Below are 18,886 nucleotides of genomic sequence, written 5' to 3'. Positions count from 1 at the left end.
AATTATGGCAAAATATGAGCGATTTGAGGATTTACCGGTTTCTAAACTAATGAAAATACTAGTCCTAGATAATTACGATTCCTTTACCTACAACCTGGTCTATATCGTTAGACAGCTGGGATATGGGACACAGATGGATGTCTTTCGAAATGATAAGATCAGTTTGGAAGAGGTCTCTCAGTACGACAAAATACTCCTTTCCCCGGGACCGGGAGTTCCTGAAGATGCAGGGGTCATGCCCGAGCTTTTGAAGAAATATGCCGCCACCAAATCAATTCTGGGAGTTTGTCTGGGACATCAGGCAATTGGTGAAGCTTTCGGAGGAGATTTGATAAATTTGTCTGAAGTACTTCATGGTGTGGCTTCTACCGTGACGGTAGAGGAAGATTTGCTGTTCAAAGGAGTTCCGAGCACGTTCAGTATTGGCCGATACCACTCTTGGGTTGTAGATGAAAATACGCTTTCGCCGGATTTGGAGGTGATAGCACGTACGCCCGACAGTCAAATTATGGCAATAAGACATAAGGAGTATGATGTCAGAGGGGTACAGTTTCATCCGGAAAGCATTCTTACCGAAAACGGAGTACAGATTCTCAAAAATTGGTTGGAGCATTCAGTAGCAGTCCCGCCGAACAACACCTATTAATTATGGAATCGAGTATGATCCCAACGGGAATAAACACTGGGATGATTATAAACCCGGCGAGATTCCCAGTCCGACGACAGACGGGCATATGACCTTTAAGAAAAAATTATAATCATATGAAATCGAGCGTGATCCCGTACCTACGGGATCACACACTGGGATGATTATCCATTGCGAGATTCCATCTGACCATAAAAAATCAATTATAAACAGATGAAAGATATTTTGAATCACCTCATCGAGCACCGTACGCTTACCCGATCTGATGCAAAGGAGGTTTTGAAAAACATTACAGCAGGAAATTACAATACGAGTCAGATCGCTGCATTTATGACAGTGTATCTGATGCGTAGTATTACAGTAGAGGAGTTGTCAGGATTCCGTGAAGCTATGCTGGAGCGTTGTATTCCGGTGGATATTGAGGAATACGATGCTATGGATCTTTGCGGTACAGGCGGAGATGGCAAAGACACCTTCAATATCTCTACTTTATCTTCTTTTGTAGTGGCAGCTGCAGGACAAAATGTGGCAAAACATGGGAATAATGGAGTCTCCTCCATCTGTGGGTCTTCTAATTTGTTGGCATATTTTGGGTATGAATTCACCAGTGACGTGGATCAGATCAGGAGAAGTTTGGATGAAGTGGGGATTTGTTTTTTGCACGCGCCGCTCTTTCATCCCGCGATGAAGCATGTGGGGCCGATCAGAAAGGATCTTGGAGTTAAGACCTTTTTCAATATGCTCGGCCCCATGGTAAATCCAAGTTTTCCCAAGAAGCAATTGGTCGGTGTATTTAGTCTGGAGTTGGCTAGATTGTACGGATATCTTTACCAGGATATGGAAGGGAGATTCTCTATTCTTCATGCATTGGATGGTTATGATGAGATTTCGCTTACAGGCGATTTTAAGATGATCTCAAATGCAGGGGAAAAAGTCTATAGCCCCGAAACTATAGGTTTACCGAAATTGAAATCTGAGTCTATCAAAGGAGGCGAGACTATTCGGGAGTCTGCCGCTATATTTGAGAATATCCTGAAAGGGAAGGGAACGAAAAGCCAAAATTCGGTGGTGATTGCAAATTCCGCAGCGGCGCTTGTCACTGCACGCGAAGGACTTTCTTTTGTAGATGCAGTGGGTATAGCGGAGGAAGCACTTTTGAGCCAAAAAGCACTTCAGGTTTTTAACGGACTGGTCAATCCAAAAACAACAGTCTCTTTAGCATAAAACCTCATGAATTAGTCAAAGACTCCATCCCTTTCCTTCGTCACGGGACAGGTTATGGACTTTGGAATAAAATTGTAAACACATGAATATTTTAGATAAAATAATCGCCAGAAAGCACGTAGAAGTAGCCGAAAGACGGAGTCTGGTGCCGGTGAAACTTTTGGAACAAAGCATCTTTTTCGATGGGAAAGTAGTGTCCATGAAAAAGTATGTGACTGATCCCCAGAAATCAGGGATTATCTCTGAATTTAAGAGAAAGTCACCTTCCAAAGGATTGATCAATGGATCTGCTTCCGTAGAGGCGGTAAGCATAGGATACATGCAGGCGGGAGCTTCGGCATTGTCGATTTTGACAGATACTGATTTCTTCGGTGGGAGCAATGCTGATCTCAAGGAAGCCAGGAAGTTTAATTTCTGCCCGATTCTTCGTAAGGACTTCGTGGTCGATGAATATCAAATTCTCGAAGCCAAATCTATCGGAGCTGATTGTATTCTGCTGATTGCAGCAGCGCTGGAACCGGTTAGATTGAAGGAGCTGGCGGCATTTGCCAAAAGCTTGGGACTGGAAATTCTGATGGAAGTACACGATAGGGAAGAGCTGGATAAGAGCCTTTGCGACGACTTGGATCTGGTAGGGGTGAACAATAGGAATTTGAAGACTTTCGATGTGTCTTTGCAAACTTCTCTAGACTTAGTAGATAAGATTCCTGCTGATTTTATAAAGATATCTGAAAGTGGGATTTCTGACCCAAATACGTTGATCACTTTGAAAAGAGCTGGATTTGATGGCTTTTTAATAGGTGAAAACTTCATGAAATCCAGCCGCCCGGAGCAGGCAGCTTATAATTTCATGAAAGAGTATAGAAAACTTCTGTCCATGGAAACTGAAGTGAGTGCCAAATGAAGATCAAAGTCTGCGGGATGCGGGAACCGACAAATATCAAAGAGCTGCTCCGGGAGGTTAAACCTGACTGGATGGGTTTGATATTTTATTCCAAGTCCCCAAGATACGTTTCTGAAGATTATGCTGCGGAAATTCAGGTGGCAGAAGTGCCAAAAGTCGGGGTTTTTGTGAATGAATCCATTGCGTTTGTTTTATCCAAAATCGATGAATTCAAGTTGTCCGTAATTCAGCTTCATGGCAACGAAAGCCCGGAATATGTGCGGAAGCTGAAATTGGAAACAGACAAGAAGGTTTGGAAAGTCATCCCGGTAGGAGAGCGTATCGAGTGGGAGGCCTTAAGGGGTTATGTGGATTTGGTGGAATACTTTCTCTTCGATACTGCCACGGCCTCACACGGAGGATCAGGGAAGAAATTCAACTGGGAGGTGCTGAAAACGTATCCATTTCAAAAGGGATTCCTATTGAGCGGAGGGCTGGATGAAAAGAGCACGTCTGAAGTGATTTCTCTAGCGGAAAAATTACCGCAGCTGGTGGGGGTGGATTTGAATTCCAAGTTTGAAGATACACCGGCACTAAAAAATATTGAAAGGCTGAAAAGCTTTAAAGATAAATTATTGAGTTAGAAAATTGTTGGACAACCATAGTTCATGGGTATCAACTAATAACTGTAAAAATATGATCAAAGTAGATGAAAAGGGGTTTTATGGCAAGTTCGGAGGAGCTTACATTCCCGAAATGCTGCATCCGAATGTTGAAGAACTGAAAGAGAATTACGAGTCGATCATGGCTTCTAAGGAGTTTCAGGATGAATTCAGGGGATTGCTGAAAGATTATGTGGGCCGTCCGACTCCTCTCTATTTTGCTTCCCGCCTTTCCGAAAAGTACGGTGCTAAAATCTACCTTAAGCGCGAGGATCTCTGCCATACAGGGGCTCATAAGGTGAACAACACCATAGGTCAGATCATCTTGGCGAAGAAGCTCGGGAAGAAGCGAATTATAGCGGAGACAGGAGCAGGACAACATGGAGTGGCTACGGCGACAGTTTGCGCACTTATGGGGATGGAATGCACGGTGTATATGGGAGAAATAGACATCGCCCGCCAGCATCCCAACGTAGAGCGTATGAAGATTCTCGGAGCTACTGTAGTTCCGGCAACCTCAGGTTCCAAAACACTTAAAGATGCAACTAACGAAGCTATGCGGGCATGGATCAATAATCCGGTAGATACCCATTATATTATCGGTTCGGTGGTAGGACCGCATCCCTATCCTGAGATGGTAGCGAGATTTCAGTCCGTGATTTCGGAAGAAATCAAGTGGCAACTGAAAGAAAAGGAAGGCAGGGAAAACCCTGATATCGTCATTGCCTGTGTAGGAGGCGGGTCAAATGCAGCCGGTGCTTTTTATCACTACTACAATACACCTGAAGTTCGCTTGGTAGCTGCAGAAGCGGCAGGGCTGGGGATTTCTTCAGGAAAGTCAGCAGCGACAACGGTGCTTGGGACTCCCGGGATTTTGCATGGATCGAAGACGATTTTGATGCAAACTGAAGATGGGCAGGTAGTGGAACCGCACTCGATCTCCGCAGGATTGGATTATCCGGGAATAGGACCTGTCCATGCCCATTTGTTTGATGTGGGAAGAGGAGAGTTTGTGGCAGTGGAAGATAAAGATGCGATGGCGGCGGGAATTGAGTTGAGCAAGCTTGAAGGAATTATTCCCGCAATCGAATCTGCCCATGCGCTGTATGCTTTGAATATGATCGAGTATTCCAAAGATGATGTGATCGTGGTGAATCTTTCGGGAAGAGGGGACAAGGATCTGGATACTTATATTAAATGGGGAAAGTACTGATTTAGGATTTGCGATTTTTGATTTACGACATAAAGCTGAACCTCAATCGTAATTTGAACTTGGTGCTATTACCTGTCAAAAATGAGGAACGCTGAATGTCGAATTTTGAAGTGGAGGCTTCCTGGTAATATGAACCAATGCTGAAGTGCTTGCCCGCCATGGCGGAGATTGTATCCTAATTGACATGAGGGTCTGTGATGCTATCGGAACCTGTAGATATAACGTATGATCTTATTTGTATTAACCCTGAAGGGGTTAAACCTTTCAATAACCATGGGTGTAACCCATGGGAAAAATCATGGGGCCGCCTTAAATCAACCCTGAAGGGGTTGAATAAATTAATATATCAACAGTCTCATTACCAATTCTTCACAATCTTACCGCTTTTGTGCCTCATATATAATTTTCCAATTTTTGAGTTTTTCAATTAGAAATAATGAATGTCGAAATAGGAATGCTGAATAATGAAGTTTTCAAATCCGAATAATTACGAAAACCAGTAATCAAAATGAACCGAATACATAAACTATTTAAAGAAAAGGGCTCCCGTGCGCTCTCTATCTATTTCACAGCGGGTTTCCCGGAACTGGAAAGCACTATGGGAATCATGGAGGCAATCCAGCGGGGAGGTGCTGATATTATAGAGATTGGCATTCCCTATTCTGATCCTGTAGCTGATGGGCCGACTATCCAGGATAGCAATATGATTGCGCTTGAAAATGGGATTTCACTGAAGAAAATCTTTGAGCAACTTGAAGACTTTCGTGAGAAAATTTCCATTCCTGTGGTTATGATGGGGTATTTAAATCCGATTATACAATATGGCATGGAGGCTTTTTGCGAAAAATGCCAGGAGGTAGGAGTGGATGGACTCATTCTGCCGGACCTTCCTATGCAGCAGTATTTGGATGAATATAAGGTGCTTTTTGAACAATATGGTTTGGTAAACACATTTTTGATTTCTCCGCAGACCTCAGAAAAGCGTATTCGGGAAATCGATGAAAACACTAGCGGATTTATTTACATGGTTTCTTCCCATAGCATCACAGGAGCAAAAGCAGGAATTAGTGATGAGCAGATTTCTTATTTCGAGCGGGTCAAAGCTATGAATTTGAAAAATCCGAGACTGATCGGTTTTGGTATTTCAGATTCCGAGACTTTTTCCAAAGCTTCCGAATACAGTAATGGGGCCATTATAGGATCGGCCTTTATCAAGACGGTAAAGGATTCTAAAAATCTGAGTGAGGACATTCAGGGGTATATTCAATCATTAATCAATTAAGATTTTCCAATGATTTAGCTTTTCCAAAGTTTCGAACTTTGGAAAAGCTTATATAAAATCGACAAAACCATGATCATTCAGCTTCAACCCGATATTTCCGACAGTCAAAAAGAGAATTTGATCCAAAAAGTCAATGGCATTGGCTATAAAACCACTGAGGTGAAAACTCAGCTTGGTGACTATCTGATCGGTATCGGCAAAAAGGAATTTGATATCCGCCAAATCGGACAGATGGATGGGATAATCGATATCCACATTGTCTCTGACGAGTATAAGTTGGTGTCCAAAAAATGGAAAGCCAAGCCGACTTCTGTTGATTTGGGGGATGGCGTATTCATCAAAGAAGGGGAAATGGCAGTGATCACCGGACCATGCTCTATCGAATCCGAAGAGCAAATCCGTGCTGTCGTAGCCCATTGCGTAGAAAATGATATCAAGATGATGCGTGGAGGAGTGTTCAAACCAAGAAGCAGTCCTTATGCATTCCGTGGATTGGGACTGGAATGGCTGAAACTGTGGCACGATATCGCCAGTGAGGCTGGGATCAAGATTGTGACCGAGGTGATGCAGACTTCGCAGATCGAAGAAATGTATCCTTATGTGGATATTTATCAGGTAGGAGCCAGAAATTCCCAAAACTTCAATCTGCTGGATGAGTTGGGAAAAGTGGATAAAGCAGTGATGATCAAGCGGGGGATTTCCGGTACAATTGAAGAGCTTTTGCAGTCCGCGGAGTATGTGTTCTCTGGAGGAAATGAAAAACTGATTCTCTGCGAAAGAGGAATCCGGACTTACGAGCGGGCTAGTAGAAATACATTGGACTTGAATGCTATTCCGATTTTAAAAGCGAAATCCCACTTGCCTGTAATCGTGGATCCTTCACATGGAATCGGTATTCGGGCTTATGTGCCACAGATGGCACTTGCAGGAGTAATGTCCGGTGCGGATGGGATTATTTACGAATCGCATGAAGTTCCGGAGAAGGCCTATTCCGACGGACAGCAGACGCTTGACTTTGCGCAGAGCGCACGATTGGCAAGCTGGATCAGAGAGAGTTTTGCGATGCGGAAGGGATTTGAATTGTTGTAGGGATAGCACAACGTCAGTAGTGATACTGGCTTTGTGTTTATTGATTTAGTTAATTAAATAAGATGCATTAAACAGTGTTCAAAACAAATCTTTACAAGTATGACTGTTACTCTTGAATATATCCGCTACTCTGCTCGAAAGGAACGAGTTGACTTGAGGGGCATATTAGATCTTAATTGTTAGAGCAATCAAATCGTGCTAGATTGGGTTAACTATCTATAGTTGTTGCATAGATTGCTCTGTATTTTTATCAAAATGGATCCAGAAAACTGGATAATCCAATTGATTTTATTAGGAATATTTCCTGGATAATCAAATTCAAAGATTCTATTTAATCCAAACTATTTATTTTAATATAGGAGGTTTCCAGATGTCAACTTTAACTTAAAATAAGACAAGGTTGAGGCAATTGACACAGCTCATCAAGGAGCAGTATTGCGCAGTGTCGAGGAATCTTACAAAGTAAGAATCACATCTAGATGTCTCCAAATCTGCAAAAGTGTTTAATAATTTCTGTAACACTATTTTCGATATTATTTTGATTCCTAAACCAGTGTCCCTCATTCTTATAGCTAACTAATCGGACATTATTATTTGAAGCCGAATTAAGTTTCTTACTCGTTTCGACAAATTCAATTATAGGGTCATTTTCTCCCAAAATATATAAAGTAGGAACCATGGGAGATGGATTGTCAAATGCAGGTATACCAAACATTGAAACAGCGGCATCAACTTTTTCTTCGACCTTAGATAACACCTGTTCCATTAATATATTACCAGAACTTGAGGATAGACAGTAAAAAGGCATGTTTTTAAACCGATTTTTTAAATCATTAACCCATCTTTCCATATCATCTACAGCGTCTTTAAAAGAAGCATTATAATAAGTTTTTCCAAAGCCGCTTGACATTGGATAGTTAGGGCTAATTACTACATATCCGTTGTTTACAAGATTATTTAGAACAGGATCCCATCGTGGTGAAAAATCACTATGTAATCCAGGTCTAAAATGCAAAATGACTCCTTTAATGTCTTTCTTCGAATCAGGGAAATATTCGTAGGCGGAAGACTTTGCGGCATCCCCATTAATATATTGATAGGAGAGGTCTGCTATGACAGATTTTCCAGTTATATTATTCGTTGTTCGGTGTTTAGTATCATATACATATAATGATTTAGGAGTATTAAAATCTGAATAAATGTAATAAATGTATTGATCTTTATGTAGAGTGTAGTTGTAGACAACTCCTTTATTGGTAATATTTTGTATTTTAGATGTTTTTAGATTTTTTTTCTTAAGTAAATATTCTCCGTTTTTAACTTCGATAAAAAATAAATCATCCTCAAGAATTTTTGGCAACCTAACATCATTTTCAGAATAGTAAACCAGCTTAGGGCTAAAGGTTGTCTTCATGGCATCAATCGCATATATTCTAAAATACTCGGAATCGTGGTTGGAGGAAAAGTACACTGAATCCTTCCATATATATGGGTTTAATTTTTGGGATCCGCTAGTTGTTATTTTTAGATCGATACTATCTGTTTCAAGATCTACGCGAAATAACTTGTCATCAAAATTAATTATTATGAAGCGGTGTTCTTCCGAGTATTCCACATGATGCAAGGCATAAGTATTGTTGAACAACACTTTCTTAGTTTTTGTATTAGTATCAATGAGGTATATTTCACCTTTGTTTTTCAACTTGACGACCAGTAATTTTCCTTGTATGAAGGAAAATATTGATTGAATATAATCCCACTCCTCAAAATATCTATTAAGCTCCGTGCTTGTAGACTTCCATTTTTCATTCCCATTATAGTCTTGAAGACCAACTATTTTTTTATTATAAAGAAAAGGAGAGTGCTGGTTGCTTAATGTGTCAAAGGTGCCAACGGAAATCCCATCATATTGAAAAAATGAAAAAGAGTTTGACGGATTAGCAGAAAAAATGATATCTCCTGTCTCCAACAAAAAAAACTTACTTTCCATTTCCAAGCCAGATGAAAGAAAAGAAATCGAGAGATCGTCACAGTAATATCTTTTCTCACTAGTACAAGCTAGGGATAAACTGACTATGATTTGAAATATTGTACGTGTGATTTTTGACACAAACTTATCTTATTAGTATTTCATATATTGATTATCTGTATATCCGCTTTTCTACCAGTAAGGAAGCAAAAGCGACATAAGATATGGTAAACTTTATCGATGAGGCTACTTCGGTCATCCGTCATCGGTCTTCCAGCCAATAAAGCAAGGAAAATACGGTTACTGGTATCATTGCGGATAAACATATTGATTAAATACTCCTGAAAATTATTTCTGATTATTTTTGTTCCACCCAATTCACATAAAATTGATTCCATTCTTGAAGGTTGGTTTCCCAATCACAAAATATAGCTATTCCATCTACGAGTTTATTACTGGGGTCTATTTGAAAAGAACTGGTTTTAATTGTATTTAATGAATTAGGCACATTTTCTATTTCCATGTTACGGTATTTTTGCAGTTCTGGTCTGTTTACAAATGTCCCAATAGCCACAAGGTATTGAATATCATTTATTGCTTTTAGAGTCTTGATATCTTGAATTAGTGCTGTGCAATTCCGTTGAAATGTCTCTTGATCGTTTATTTGGGTATCGTAGTACAAAAAGGATAGCTGATCGATATATTGGGTTAGTTTTTGAAGCTCCTCGAGACTAAACTTTCTTTTCCAAGGACTTGACTCCGGAGAGGTGGCTACCATAACTGAAGAAATAAAGGCCTCGGGTAATTTACTACGCAGTTGTTTGTGAAAGTTATTGACATGTTCTCCATACATCTCACGATCTCCTATCTTTTCTTTTTTGATGTTTCGATCCAGAAATGAGTCTCCTGGAATAATATACTCAAAATCCACGTGCACTCCGGGGACAGAAAGCGTTTCCACTAGCAGCTTAGTGTCTTCTACTGCATTTTTCACCCAGGAAGAATCATTGATATACACAGTTTTGTTTTGTACCCCTCCTATCCAGGGTAATATTACTATTTCGGGGTAATGTTCTTTAAGTAGCTTTACAGACCGAATAGCTGTTTTGGAAAAAGGATATTCGGGTAGATGTCCATCTTCTTTGTAAGGCCCAGCAAAGAGATAGGCATACTTTACATGGTACTTTTTGAGTGTTTTGGCATATTTGATGATATGTAGGTCTGTAAGTTTTTCCCCAGTAGTGATATTTTCGCCTCTCAAATAAATGCCTTCAGTCCAAATGGCATTGTCTTGACCAAATAGAGCCTGAGGGGAATGCATCTCCAACAAATCCTTCATGTCTTGTTTGATTTCGTCTACTGCTTGGGAGGGGACCTTTGGCTCCTTATTTAAAAGGTATAAAGCAATACTTTCCATTTTTCCTTTTTCACCCATAAGGTCGTAAAGTTTTGCTAATAGGTATTTCGGATAAAGTCGGTCGGGAAGCATATCCGAAGCCATTTGATAGGCCATTTCAGCTTTTTCATACCTGAAGATAGCTTTATAGCTGTTTCCTAAAGTAGTTTGGACAATCGAATTGTTCAAATGTTTTGTTCCTTTTTCCAGTACATCAATAGCTTTTCCGTGCTCCTCAGCCATGGAAAGTGCCTTTCCATAATTCATCAAAAACTCTCCGTCATAGGAATAATGTGGATAGGCTTTATCGTAAGTCTCTATAGCTGACAAATAGGATCCCTTATGATAATAGGTAAGGGCTTCTTTCCAATGTAATGTAGCTTGATACTGTCGATATCCTTGCCACATGGTAGTCACAGATATTATGATAAGGAGTATGGGTATGATCCTGCGTACATCTTTTAGTAATTTTACTTGTCCTAAATTTGGAGCATGTTTAGCCAAAATCACCAGGTATAGTATCCCACATAACTTGATGGGTAAGATATTTGAAGGATAGGAAAACATCCCAAAGACAAGTAGAGCTATTAGACCTGCTTGTGCTGTCCATATTTCTGGTTTTTTCTGGCTCCCTCGTATTCGAAATGCCATAACCAATAAGATCAAAACTAAAGAAAGCCCAATTGTCCCTTGTTCGGTCCATATCAATAGTAACTCGTTGAAGGCGTATGTTGTATCATCGGCTAACGCAATTGCGGGGTCGTTTGGGAAACTTCTGAAATAATCTGCCTGCGATTCCATATAAACAGCCTCGAAGCGATCAAGCCCAACCCCAGTCAAAACATGTTTCTGGATAATTCCCATGGAAGCCTTCCAAATCAATAGTCTACCATCTACTGAATCCTTCCTCAACAGGTACATTCCCGACAGGGCTAGAAGTACTAGGATCAGAGCCAGAGCCGCCAATGTGATTTTTTTTGTCTGGGTAGTCAGATAGCTTTCAATGCTTTTGGATCTATAGCGGGTAGCGTATAAGAATATTGAAGAGAGAGCCACTGCCAGCCAAGCAGCCCGGGAACCTGTTACCGGCAGGACTATTATGATGCCTAGGCAAATAACCAGAAAACCATACTTAATCAAGAATGGGCTCAATGGAAATGGGGAGTTTCCTGGTTTGAAATAGAAGTATGCCCCCAGCGCTATAGGGAAAACAATAGCAAGATATCCTGCATATGGTCCCGGATTGAAAAAGCTGCCCGTCAGAGGAAATAGTGGGTGCAAAGAGGGGAAAACTCCTAACAGTTGCAGCTCTCCATATACAACTTGGACTAGACATCCAAAAACGGGAAAAACTAAAACAGGCCAAGGCGAAAGGTTACCGATACTTCTGACCAATATGTAGATTATAGTCAGTCCAAATAAGTCATATAGTCGGGAGGAGACGGTGGGATTTGTTTGTATGATAAAGCAGTTAATTAGGTAATATAAAATAACCAGAAGTAGGAGCAAATCTATGGAAGTTAACTTGATCAAGTAGGGGCTTCTATTGAGCAAGAGTAGGGATGATGCCACCCCAAATAATCCAGACAAAACAAGTAGATATGCGGTTTGGTCAGCTTGCAAAAAAGAGGGAAGATCACCAAATCCCCAAAAAGGAAGCACTGCGACCAATATCATACCCAGTAGTAACAAACTTAATCTTGTGTAATTTTTGTGAAGAATTGTTGTTGTCATTAACAAGGGTTTTAAATGGTTAATTATGATCTGTTGCTACTCTGAGTATAATCTGTCAACTTCTTTTAACTTTTCAACCAGAAGTAGATATTCCATGATCTCATATCTTTTGATGCTTCCCCCGCTAAAAAGCAAAAGCTGATCTTGGTATTTAATCAGCCCCTTCTTGAGCAATACCCTCTGCTCATCAAGATAGAGAGGGACAGGAGATTGCTCAAAAATGGCCGACATTCTAAGTGTTTTACTGTTTTTGGCAACTATGACTATCGCTCCTCCAGTTAGTTCTAGTTCGCTTAGCGTTTGGTACAGTTGATCCAGACACGTCCTACATCCTGCAGGATGGATCACCAATATCCAGTCATTTGCTTCCTCAACTCCCAGAACACGGTTTACTTCATCTTTACTTAAGGTTGTTTTACAACTTATTAAAAATAAAAGGAGCAAAGTTGAACAAGCCTTAATCCTCATATTCCAACTCGGAAAACTGTATAATGTCATAGCGAAGGATATTTTCGTTATAGTCGTCTCTGTTAGGATTGTTGGTGGAGATATAGAGCCCTTGGCGGCCCACGAAATAGTTCAAATTTTCAGCGTAATTATTTTCGAATACATACTCCCCGAGTGTCTCTAGGTTAGAACTCAGTAGCATCAAACCTATCTTGGGCCGGTAGCTGTAGAGTTCCCGGAGCCCGATTTCATAGTCCTCATGGTCCACGCCTATCAAGAAAAATCGGTAAAAAACGTCCCGGTAGGGGTCGTGGAGGATTAGGTCGTAACGGTCACCTGCTAGTGATTCGATGATTCCCTGATCTCCCATCAGGGGCCGGCCTTTGATAATGTGGTACTGCTTCACATAGGAGGAAGGGACTTCTTTACGCTCGAGCAGCTTTCCTTCCTTTTTGGAGATGACCCAGAGCCGATGGTCACTTACTGAAGACACCACAATGCTATCATAACGATCTGTCCATGTGAAATTTTGGAGTTTTTTTCCCTCCTTCCATATATCGGGAGGATTGGACACAGGTAACCAACTTACCTCCCCTGAGGTCAAGTCAACCCGGTACACGTGCACGTGATCTGAAATCTCTCCAACCCCCATGTCAAAAAAATTTCTGAAGTAAGGCTGTGCTCCAAAGAGAACCTTTCCGTCAAATAAGAAGGGAGTTTCAATGTTGGAAGCGAGGTACCGAACATAATTGTTGGGATCCTGAATCGGTATACTTGCCTTTAGGTTTCCTCTAATATCCATAATTCTGAGTTCAGGAGGGAGAGAGGCCACCAATAAAGTATCTGGAGAGAAGATCCTAAAGCCATTGGTGGTGCCTACCCCATTAGGCCCCTCATACTCCAGCTTGATCCGTCTAGTGGACTTTCCAGTATTTAGGTTAAATAGCTCCACACCATATACGGTTTTATTTAGAAGAGCCAGATACTCCCCCGAGTCAGTGTCCATGTACTGCAGGCTGCCCATTTCCGGGTTGATACTGGAGTCCAGAGGAATTATGAGAGTACTGGTAAGGTTAATGGCTGGCTTGGTGGAAGATTCCTTCGGGGAGGAGCAGCCGAGTATCAACAGTAAAAGAACCCAGGGGCTATAATTTTTCATGGAATAGTATTTAAAGGGGAAAGAGCCGTCCATGGACGGCTCTTAAATAGTGGAATTCTTCTCCAGATCTTTTCTGTCCATTATTCACAGCCACATGTATTGGTTTGCAAGGGGCTTTTGCAATTATTATTTTTCCATTCACACTGGAAGGATTCCTGTTGTGCATAGGCTTGGCCTCCTAATTCCGTCAAGGTTAGAGATGGTAAAATTTCATCTTTTTCAAATTCTAAACCTACCATCACGTTCAGTGTAAGCATTAGTCCAAATGCTCCTGCAGCTCCCCAACGGAGCCATTTTTTTGCTTGTGTTTTCATGTTTTTAGAAGTTTTAGTGTAAAATATTTTTCTAACTCCTATCAATATAGGGACATACTCCAAAAAAATCAAATAGGAGATATAATTTAGTTGGTGTTTTTTTAAAATATTTTCAGAGTCAAGGAAGGGGTGTGAATTTAAAATTTGGATCATCAAGAGGTGAAAATATATTTTGTTTACATAAGGGGAATCCGAAAGAAGATATGCCACGAACTCGTTGAAAGGGTGTAAGCGGGTAAGAAAAGTAAGTCCAAATGAACGTTTCAGTCCAGAAAAATAGTATGCTAATGATCCGTCAGAATGCACAGATGGCATTGGCAGGGGTGATGTCAGGAGCTGATGGGATTATTTACGAATCGCATGAAGTTCCTGAGAAAGCCTATTCCGATGGACAGCAGACACTTGATTTTGCCCAAAGTGCGAGATTGGCAAGCTGGATCAGAGAGAGTTTTGCGATGCGAAAGGGATTTGAATTGTTGTGAGGGAATTGATAAAGCCAGCGGTAACGCTGGTTTTTTTCTGTAAAGTTTTTTACCACGGGGAGCACAGCTTAGTTATAACAGTAAAAGAATCCAGTGGCTAAAGTTTTTTATGGGATAGTATTTAAAACTAAAAGAGCTGTCCGGGGACAGCTCCTACTAATTGGCATTCTTCACCGTGTCTTTCCTGTTGATTTAAAAGGAGGAATATTACAATTGAGAATTCCTTTTCAGGGAAATCGCTTTTCACCAATTGGATTTTTAAAGGCGATTTCCCTGACTGCCTTTCCCCTTACTCTACGATAAATTTGCCTTTCATCAGGCCATAGTGTCCCGGGAAGCTACAAATGAAATCATAGGTTCCTTTGGCAGGAGCTATAAATGTGATCGTATCGCTTTCACCGCCGCCGATAAGCTTGGTGTGTGCTAATACCACATCACCGGAAGGAATATAGCCAGTGTCTTTGGAGCGGGCAGCTTGGGAAGCAAAAGTTTCTACAGATGTGCCTTCTTTCAGTAGGACAAAATTATGTCCCATTACCTCCTTACCCATCGTGCCTACGTGAGTCAGAGTCAAGGTTACTTCCGAGCCGGCTTTGACTCTAAGTTCTTCCTTGTTGAAGCGCATCTGATCGTTGGACTCCAGGCTGAGCGTTTCTTGTGAAGTAGGAGCAGCTACCGGTTCCTCAACAGCATTTTCAGGCTGCGTGGCTTCCTGCTGAGCGGCGGGGGTACTTTGTTCGGTGCTTTCTGTCTTTTTTTCACCGCCGCAACTTGACAAAACAAGTCCGGTAACCGCTGCAATCATTAACTTTTTCATGGTTTGCTATTCTATTTGATTATTGTTTATTATTAAAGTGTTTAATGCTTAGTTTGTTTGATTCGTCAGAGTTTTTTTTCTGGCTTGGGATTGATTATGCTAAGGCGGCATTTTACTTCTCTTTGATGACTGGTAGCTTGGCGAAAGAGAGGAGAGCTTTACAATACTTGATTGATCTATTTAAAATCGATCTAAATTAAGTCAAAAAATCAAAATTCACAACCAAGTCCTGAGTTTTGGCTATCAGTTAGCCAAGATTGGCGGAGGTAGTTGTTGGTCAAACTAGCGAAATCAATCCCTGATGGATTTGTGATGGACTTCCATCATCATCAATCGATAGAAAATGAGCCAATTACGAAATTTGGGTTCTCATTAGTGGGCATCATTTGTATTCGTGATTTTTCAAATAGTCCGCTACCGCCCGTTTTTGCCCATTCACGAACATCGCATTTTTTACAAATAAGCTCTTAATTGCAATTGAATACCGTTTCAGAAGTGGCACGAATATTATTCCTACATTTAGATAATATATTGTTTGCTATGAAAGATTTTCAACTGGGAGAATTTGAAGAGATCGTAATCCTCACTGTGGGCATTCTGAATAATTCTGCTTATAGTGTTGCGATCAAAGATGAGATTGAGTCAAGGCTTACCCGAACAGTTAGCATGGGAGCCTTGCATACGGCTTTGAATAGGATGGAGGACAAGGGCTACTTGAAATCATTTTCTGGAGAAGCCACAGAAGAGCGGGCAGGTCGGCCGAGAAGATATTTTGAGATAACAGCACTGGGCAAAAAAGCCATTCTGCATGCCAAGGAGATAAGGGATGGTTTATGGAATGCCATTCCGAAAGCAATTTGGCAGTCAAGTTTAGCAGGAAGTTAAGCTATGGCTAAAGTTAAGAATTCACCTCCCAAGTTATTCCTTCACTTCTTCCGATGGTACTGCCATCCAAGAATGCTGGATTATATCGAGGGAGACCTCATGGAGGTGTATGAGAGAAACGTAAAAGTGTCTGGCAAGCGAAAGGCAGACCGGAAATTTATCCTCGATGTGCTGCTGCTTTTTCGCCCGGGAATCATCAGACCACGAAGGCCCTATCAAAATCTAAACACTTACAGTATGTACAAGAGTTATTTCAAAATAGGTTGGAGAACCCTCCTTCGTAACCAAGAATATGCGGTGATAAATATTGCGGGGCTAGCATTGAGTATCACTTGCTGTATCCTCATTTTCGCTTTAATCTCTCATCACCTTGGTTTTGATGACTTTCATCCTGAAAAGGCAGATACCTATCGTATCGTCACTGAAATGCAAAGTGAAACAGCATCGTATTCTTCGGGAGTACCTACCCCCCTGGGAGGGTTAATTCGAGAGAACCAGACTTTTTGGAAATATATTGCACGTACTTATAAGGCTCCGAATATCCTGGTGACACTTAAAAATGATCGAGAGAGTCTGAAATATAAAGAGCCCGAAGGCATCGTTTTTGTCGAACCTGACTTCTTTGGGATTTTTGATTTTCCATTGTCCAAAGGGAGCTTTGAATCAGTTCTAAAAGAACCAAATACAGCGGTGATCACCGAAAGGCTGTCTAAAAAATACTTCGGAGATGATGATCCGGTGGGAAAATCTCTATGGGTGGACAATACCTTGGCTTTGACGATCACCGGAGTTTTGAGAGATTTGCCTAGCAACACAGATTTCAGATCTGAGATAGTGGTATCTTATCCTGCATTTACTACCTACATGCCCTGGCTGGCAAGCGAGAATTTTTGGAGTGGGATCTCCGGTAACTTTCAGTGCTACACTGTCCTCAATCCGGGTGTTTCAGTAGGGCAAGTAGAAGAAGCTCTGGCCTATTATGCCAAAGAGTATCCTATCGGCAGCAACACGAAGAACATATACCATTTACAGGGATTATCAGATATCCACTTCAATGCCAAGTATGGGGGGGCGATGGATAAAAGTAGCCTATGGATCCTTTCTGCTGTCGGTCTATTCTTATTACTGACAGCCTGCGTGAATTTTGTAAATATGGCTACGGCAAAAGCACTAAGACGGTCTAAAGAAGTGGGTGTGAGGAAAGTGATGGGAGGACACCGGTGGCAACTGTTCTGGCAGTTTGTTTTTGAGACGGGAATCATTACTACTTTAAGTGTAGTCTTGGCGGTGATTTCTTCTTTACTCTTGCTGCCCGGTATCAATAATTTCTTTAATACCCAACTAAGTGCCCGGCTTTTTGCGGATATAGACGTAATTCTATTCATTCTTATTTTGGATGTAAGTATTACACTGCTGGCCGGATTCTATCCTGCCTTTATTTTGGGCGGATTCAAACCCATTGCGGCATTGAAGGGCAAAATCCCGCTACAACAGATAGGAGGCTTTAATACCAGACGTGCCCTGATTGTGTCCCAATTTGTGATTTCACAGGTCTTGGTTATCTCTTTACTTGTGGTGGTGAATCAAATGCGATTTGCCAAACAGTCAGATCTGGGATTTGACAAGGAATCGATTGTGATGGTGGAGATGGGAAGTGATTCCGTCAAAATGAATCATGCCTTGAAAAATGAATTTATGCGCATCCCTGGAGTGGAGAAAGTAGCACTTTGCTCCAATGCCCCTGCATCCAGTGATAATTGGAACACAGATCTTCAATTCGATAACCGGGAAGGGGAGCTGGATTTTCTTGTTAATATGAAGCTGGTGGACGAGGATTATGCCTCAGTGTTCAATTTGCAGCTCGTGTCTGGCAGAGATCTTTTACCCTCTGACACGGTGAGAGAGGTATTGGTCAATGAGGCACTACTTCACAAGTTAGGTATTGCCACTGCGGAAGAGGCAATTGGGAGGATGGTTACTGTCAACGCAGGCAGTATGAGTGGACCAATAGTAGGGGTGATCAAAAACTTCCATGACCAGTCTTTCCATCGGGAAATCAGCCCTACTGTTTTCACCACAAAAGCAGGCAACTACTCAAGTTTTGCGATAAAGCTTAATCCACATGTAGGCAAGAGTTCCTTAAAGCAAATACAGGGTATTTGGCTTACAAACTACCCTGATCAATTGTTTGAGTTCAGTTTTCTGGATGAGAGTATAGCAAGGTTTTATGAGACGGAGGAGACCTTGCTAAAAGGAGTAAAATTGTTTTCATTCATTGCCATATTCATCGGCTGTCTGGGATTATATGGCCTGATTTCTTTTATGGTAGCCCAAAAGACCAAAGAAGTAGGAATCAGAAAAGTAATGGGTGGAGGCGTTTCCCATATTGTCTGGTTATTCGGCCGGGAGTTCGTCCGCTTGATTTTGATTGCGTTCGTCATCGCTGCCCCTATCGGTTGGTACCTGATGAGCAACTGGCTTCAGGATTTTGAATTTAAAATTCAATTGGATCTGTGGACATTTGGCATAGCAATAGGCTGCTCCTTTGTCATCGCAGCAGTGACTGTGGGCTATCAGGTGATCCGTGCGGCAGTGGTCAATCCTGCGGTGAGTTTGAAGACGGAATAGGGAAATTGGGAGGAAGTGGAATGGGGTGATCCATTCGCTGTCTCCTTATTTTAGTA

Annotated in this window: 15 protein-coding genes and 1 pseudogene; 10 read left to right on the top strand and 6 right to left on the bottom strand. The window is 41.4% G+C overall.

Going from position 1 to position 18,886, the window contains the following annotated elements; translation table 11 throughout:
* Positions 1 to 49: 49 nt before the first annotated feature.
* From ID165_RS18315 to aroF, 7 genes are all read left to right on the top strand, one after another.
* Entirely contained in the window at positions 50 to 646 is a 597-nt protein-coding gene (locus tag ID165_RS18315; protein WP_192346774.1) for an aminodeoxychorismate/anthranilate synthase component II, read from the top strand.
* Between the two features lie 213 nt (positions 647 to 859).
* Positions 860 to 1,870, top strand: a complete 1,011-nt coding sequence (gene trpD / locus ID165_RS18310) for an anthranilate phosphoribosyltransferase (RefSeq protein WP_192346772.1) — start codon at positions 860 to 862, stop codon at positions 1,868 to 1,870.
* 82 nt (positions 1,871 to 1,952) lie between these two features.
* Positions 1,953 to 2,774 carry an indole-3-glycerol phosphate synthase TrpC gene (gene trpC, locus ID165_RS18305; RefSeq protein ID WP_192346770.1) on the top strand — a complete coding sequence of 274 codons (822 nt, stop codon included), beginning with the start codon at positions 1,953 to 1,955 and terminating at the stop codon, positions 2,772 to 2,774.
* Positions 2,771 to 3,397 (top strand): phosphoribosylanthranilate isomerase, encoded by a 627-nt coding sequence (locus tag ID165_RS18300; RefSeq protein ID WP_192346768.1) that lies wholly within the window; start codon positions 2,771 to 2,773, stop codon positions 3,395 to 3,397. The genes trpC and ID165_RS18300 overlap by 4 nt, the downstream gene beginning before the upstream one ends.
* A 52-nt stretch (positions 3,398 to 3,449) precedes the next feature.
* Positions 3,450 to 4,628: a tryptophan synthase subunit beta gene (gene trpB / locus ID165_RS18295; RefSeq protein ID WP_192346766.1), complete on the top strand. Its 1,179-nt coding sequence runs from the start codon at positions 3,450 to 3,452 to the stop codon at positions 4,626 to 4,628.
* 508 nt (positions 4,629 to 5,136) lie between these two features.
* The gene (gene trpA, locus ID165_RS18290; protein ID WP_192346764.1) at positions 5,137 to 5,910 is read left to right on the top strand and encodes a tryptophan synthase subunit alpha; all 774 of its coding nucleotides are present in this window, start codon (positions 5,137 to 5,139) and stop codon (positions 5,908 to 5,910) included.
* A 69-nt stretch (positions 5,911 to 5,979) separates the two neighbouring features.
* Positions 5,980 to 6,999: a 3-deoxy-7-phosphoheptulonate synthase gene (gene aroF, locus ID165_RS18285; protein WP_192346762.1), complete on the top strand. Its 1,020-nt coding sequence runs from the start codon at positions 5,980 to 5,982 to the stop codon at positions 6,997 to 6,999.
* 475 nt (positions 7,000 to 7,474) lie between these two features.
* Here the strand turns inward: aroF and ID165_RS18280 are convergent, their stop codons facing one another.
* The 5 genes from ID165_RS18280 to ID165_RS18260 all read right to left on the bottom strand — a co-directional run bounded on the left by ID165_RS18280 (position 7,475) and on the right by ID165_RS18260 (position 14,018).
* Positions 7,475 to 8,989, bottom strand: a complete 1,515-nt coding sequence (locus ID165_RS18280; RefSeq protein WP_192346760.1) for a dienelactone hydrolase family protein — start codon at positions 8,987 to 8,989, stop codon at positions 7,475 to 7,477.
* Positions 8,990 to 9,326: 337 nt separating this feature from the next.
* Positions 9,327 to 12,098: an O-antigen ligase family protein gene (locus tag ID165_RS18275; protein WP_192346758.1), complete on the bottom strand. Its 2,772-nt coding sequence runs from the start codon at positions 12,096 to 12,098 to the stop codon at positions 9,327 to 9,329.
* Positions 12,099 to 12,134: 36 nt separating this feature from the next.
* Positions 12,135 to 12,542, bottom strand: coding sequence for a hypothetical protein (locus tag ID165_RS18270; RefSeq protein ID WP_192346756.1), 408 nt, complete (start codon positions 12,540 to 12,542; stop codon positions 12,135 to 12,137).
* 13 nt (positions 12,543 to 12,555) lie between these two features.
* A complete protein-coding gene (locus tag ID165_RS18265; protein WP_192346754.1) occupies positions 12,556 to 13,704 on the bottom strand; it encodes a DUF4221 family protein in 1,149 nt (382 codons plus the stop codon).
* 80 nt (positions 13,705 to 13,784) lie between these two features.
* Positions 13,785 to 14,018: a hypothetical protein gene (locus ID165_RS18260; protein WP_192346752.1), complete on the bottom strand. Its 234-nt coding sequence runs from the start codon at positions 14,016 to 14,018 to the stop codon at positions 13,785 to 13,787.
* 305 nt (positions 14,019 to 14,323) lie between these two features.
* Between ID165_RS18260 and ID165_RS18255 the strand changes: the two are divergent.
* Positions 14,324 to 14,500 (top strand): annotated as a pseudogene (locus ID165_RS18255) (3-deoxy-7-phosphoheptulonate synthase); the annotation flags it as partial.
* Positions 14,501 to 14,789: 289 nt separating this feature from the next.
* Here ID165_RS18255 and azu read toward each other — a convergent pair.
* Positions 14,790 to 15,317 (bottom strand): azurin, encoded by a 528-nt coding sequence (azu, locus tag ID165_RS18250; RefSeq protein WP_192346750.1) that lies wholly within the window; start codon positions 15,315 to 15,317, stop codon positions 14,790 to 14,792.
* Between the two features lie 540 nt (positions 15,318 to 15,857).
* On the opposite strand from azu, the gene ID165_RS18245 reads away from it, so the two are divergent.
* Positions 15,858 to 16,202: a PadR family transcriptional regulator gene (locus tag ID165_RS18245; protein WP_192346748.1), complete on the top strand. Its 345-nt coding sequence runs from the start codon at positions 15,858 to 15,860 to the stop codon at positions 16,200 to 16,202.
* 3 nt (positions 16,203 to 16,205) lie between these two features.
* A complete protein-coding gene (locus ID165_RS18240; protein ID WP_192346746.1) occupies positions 16,206 to 18,830 on the top strand; it encodes an ABC transporter permease in 2,625 nt (874 codons plus the stop codon).
* The last annotated feature ends 56 nt before the right edge of the window (positions 18,831 to 18,886 follow it).

The sequence above is a fragment of the Algoriphagus sp. Y33 genome (assembly GCF_014838715.1).
Lineage (GTDB): Bacteria > Bacteroidota > Bacteroidia > Cytophagales > Cyclobacteriaceae > Algoriphagus.
This window is presented reverse-complemented; position numbering and strand designations above follow the sequence as displayed.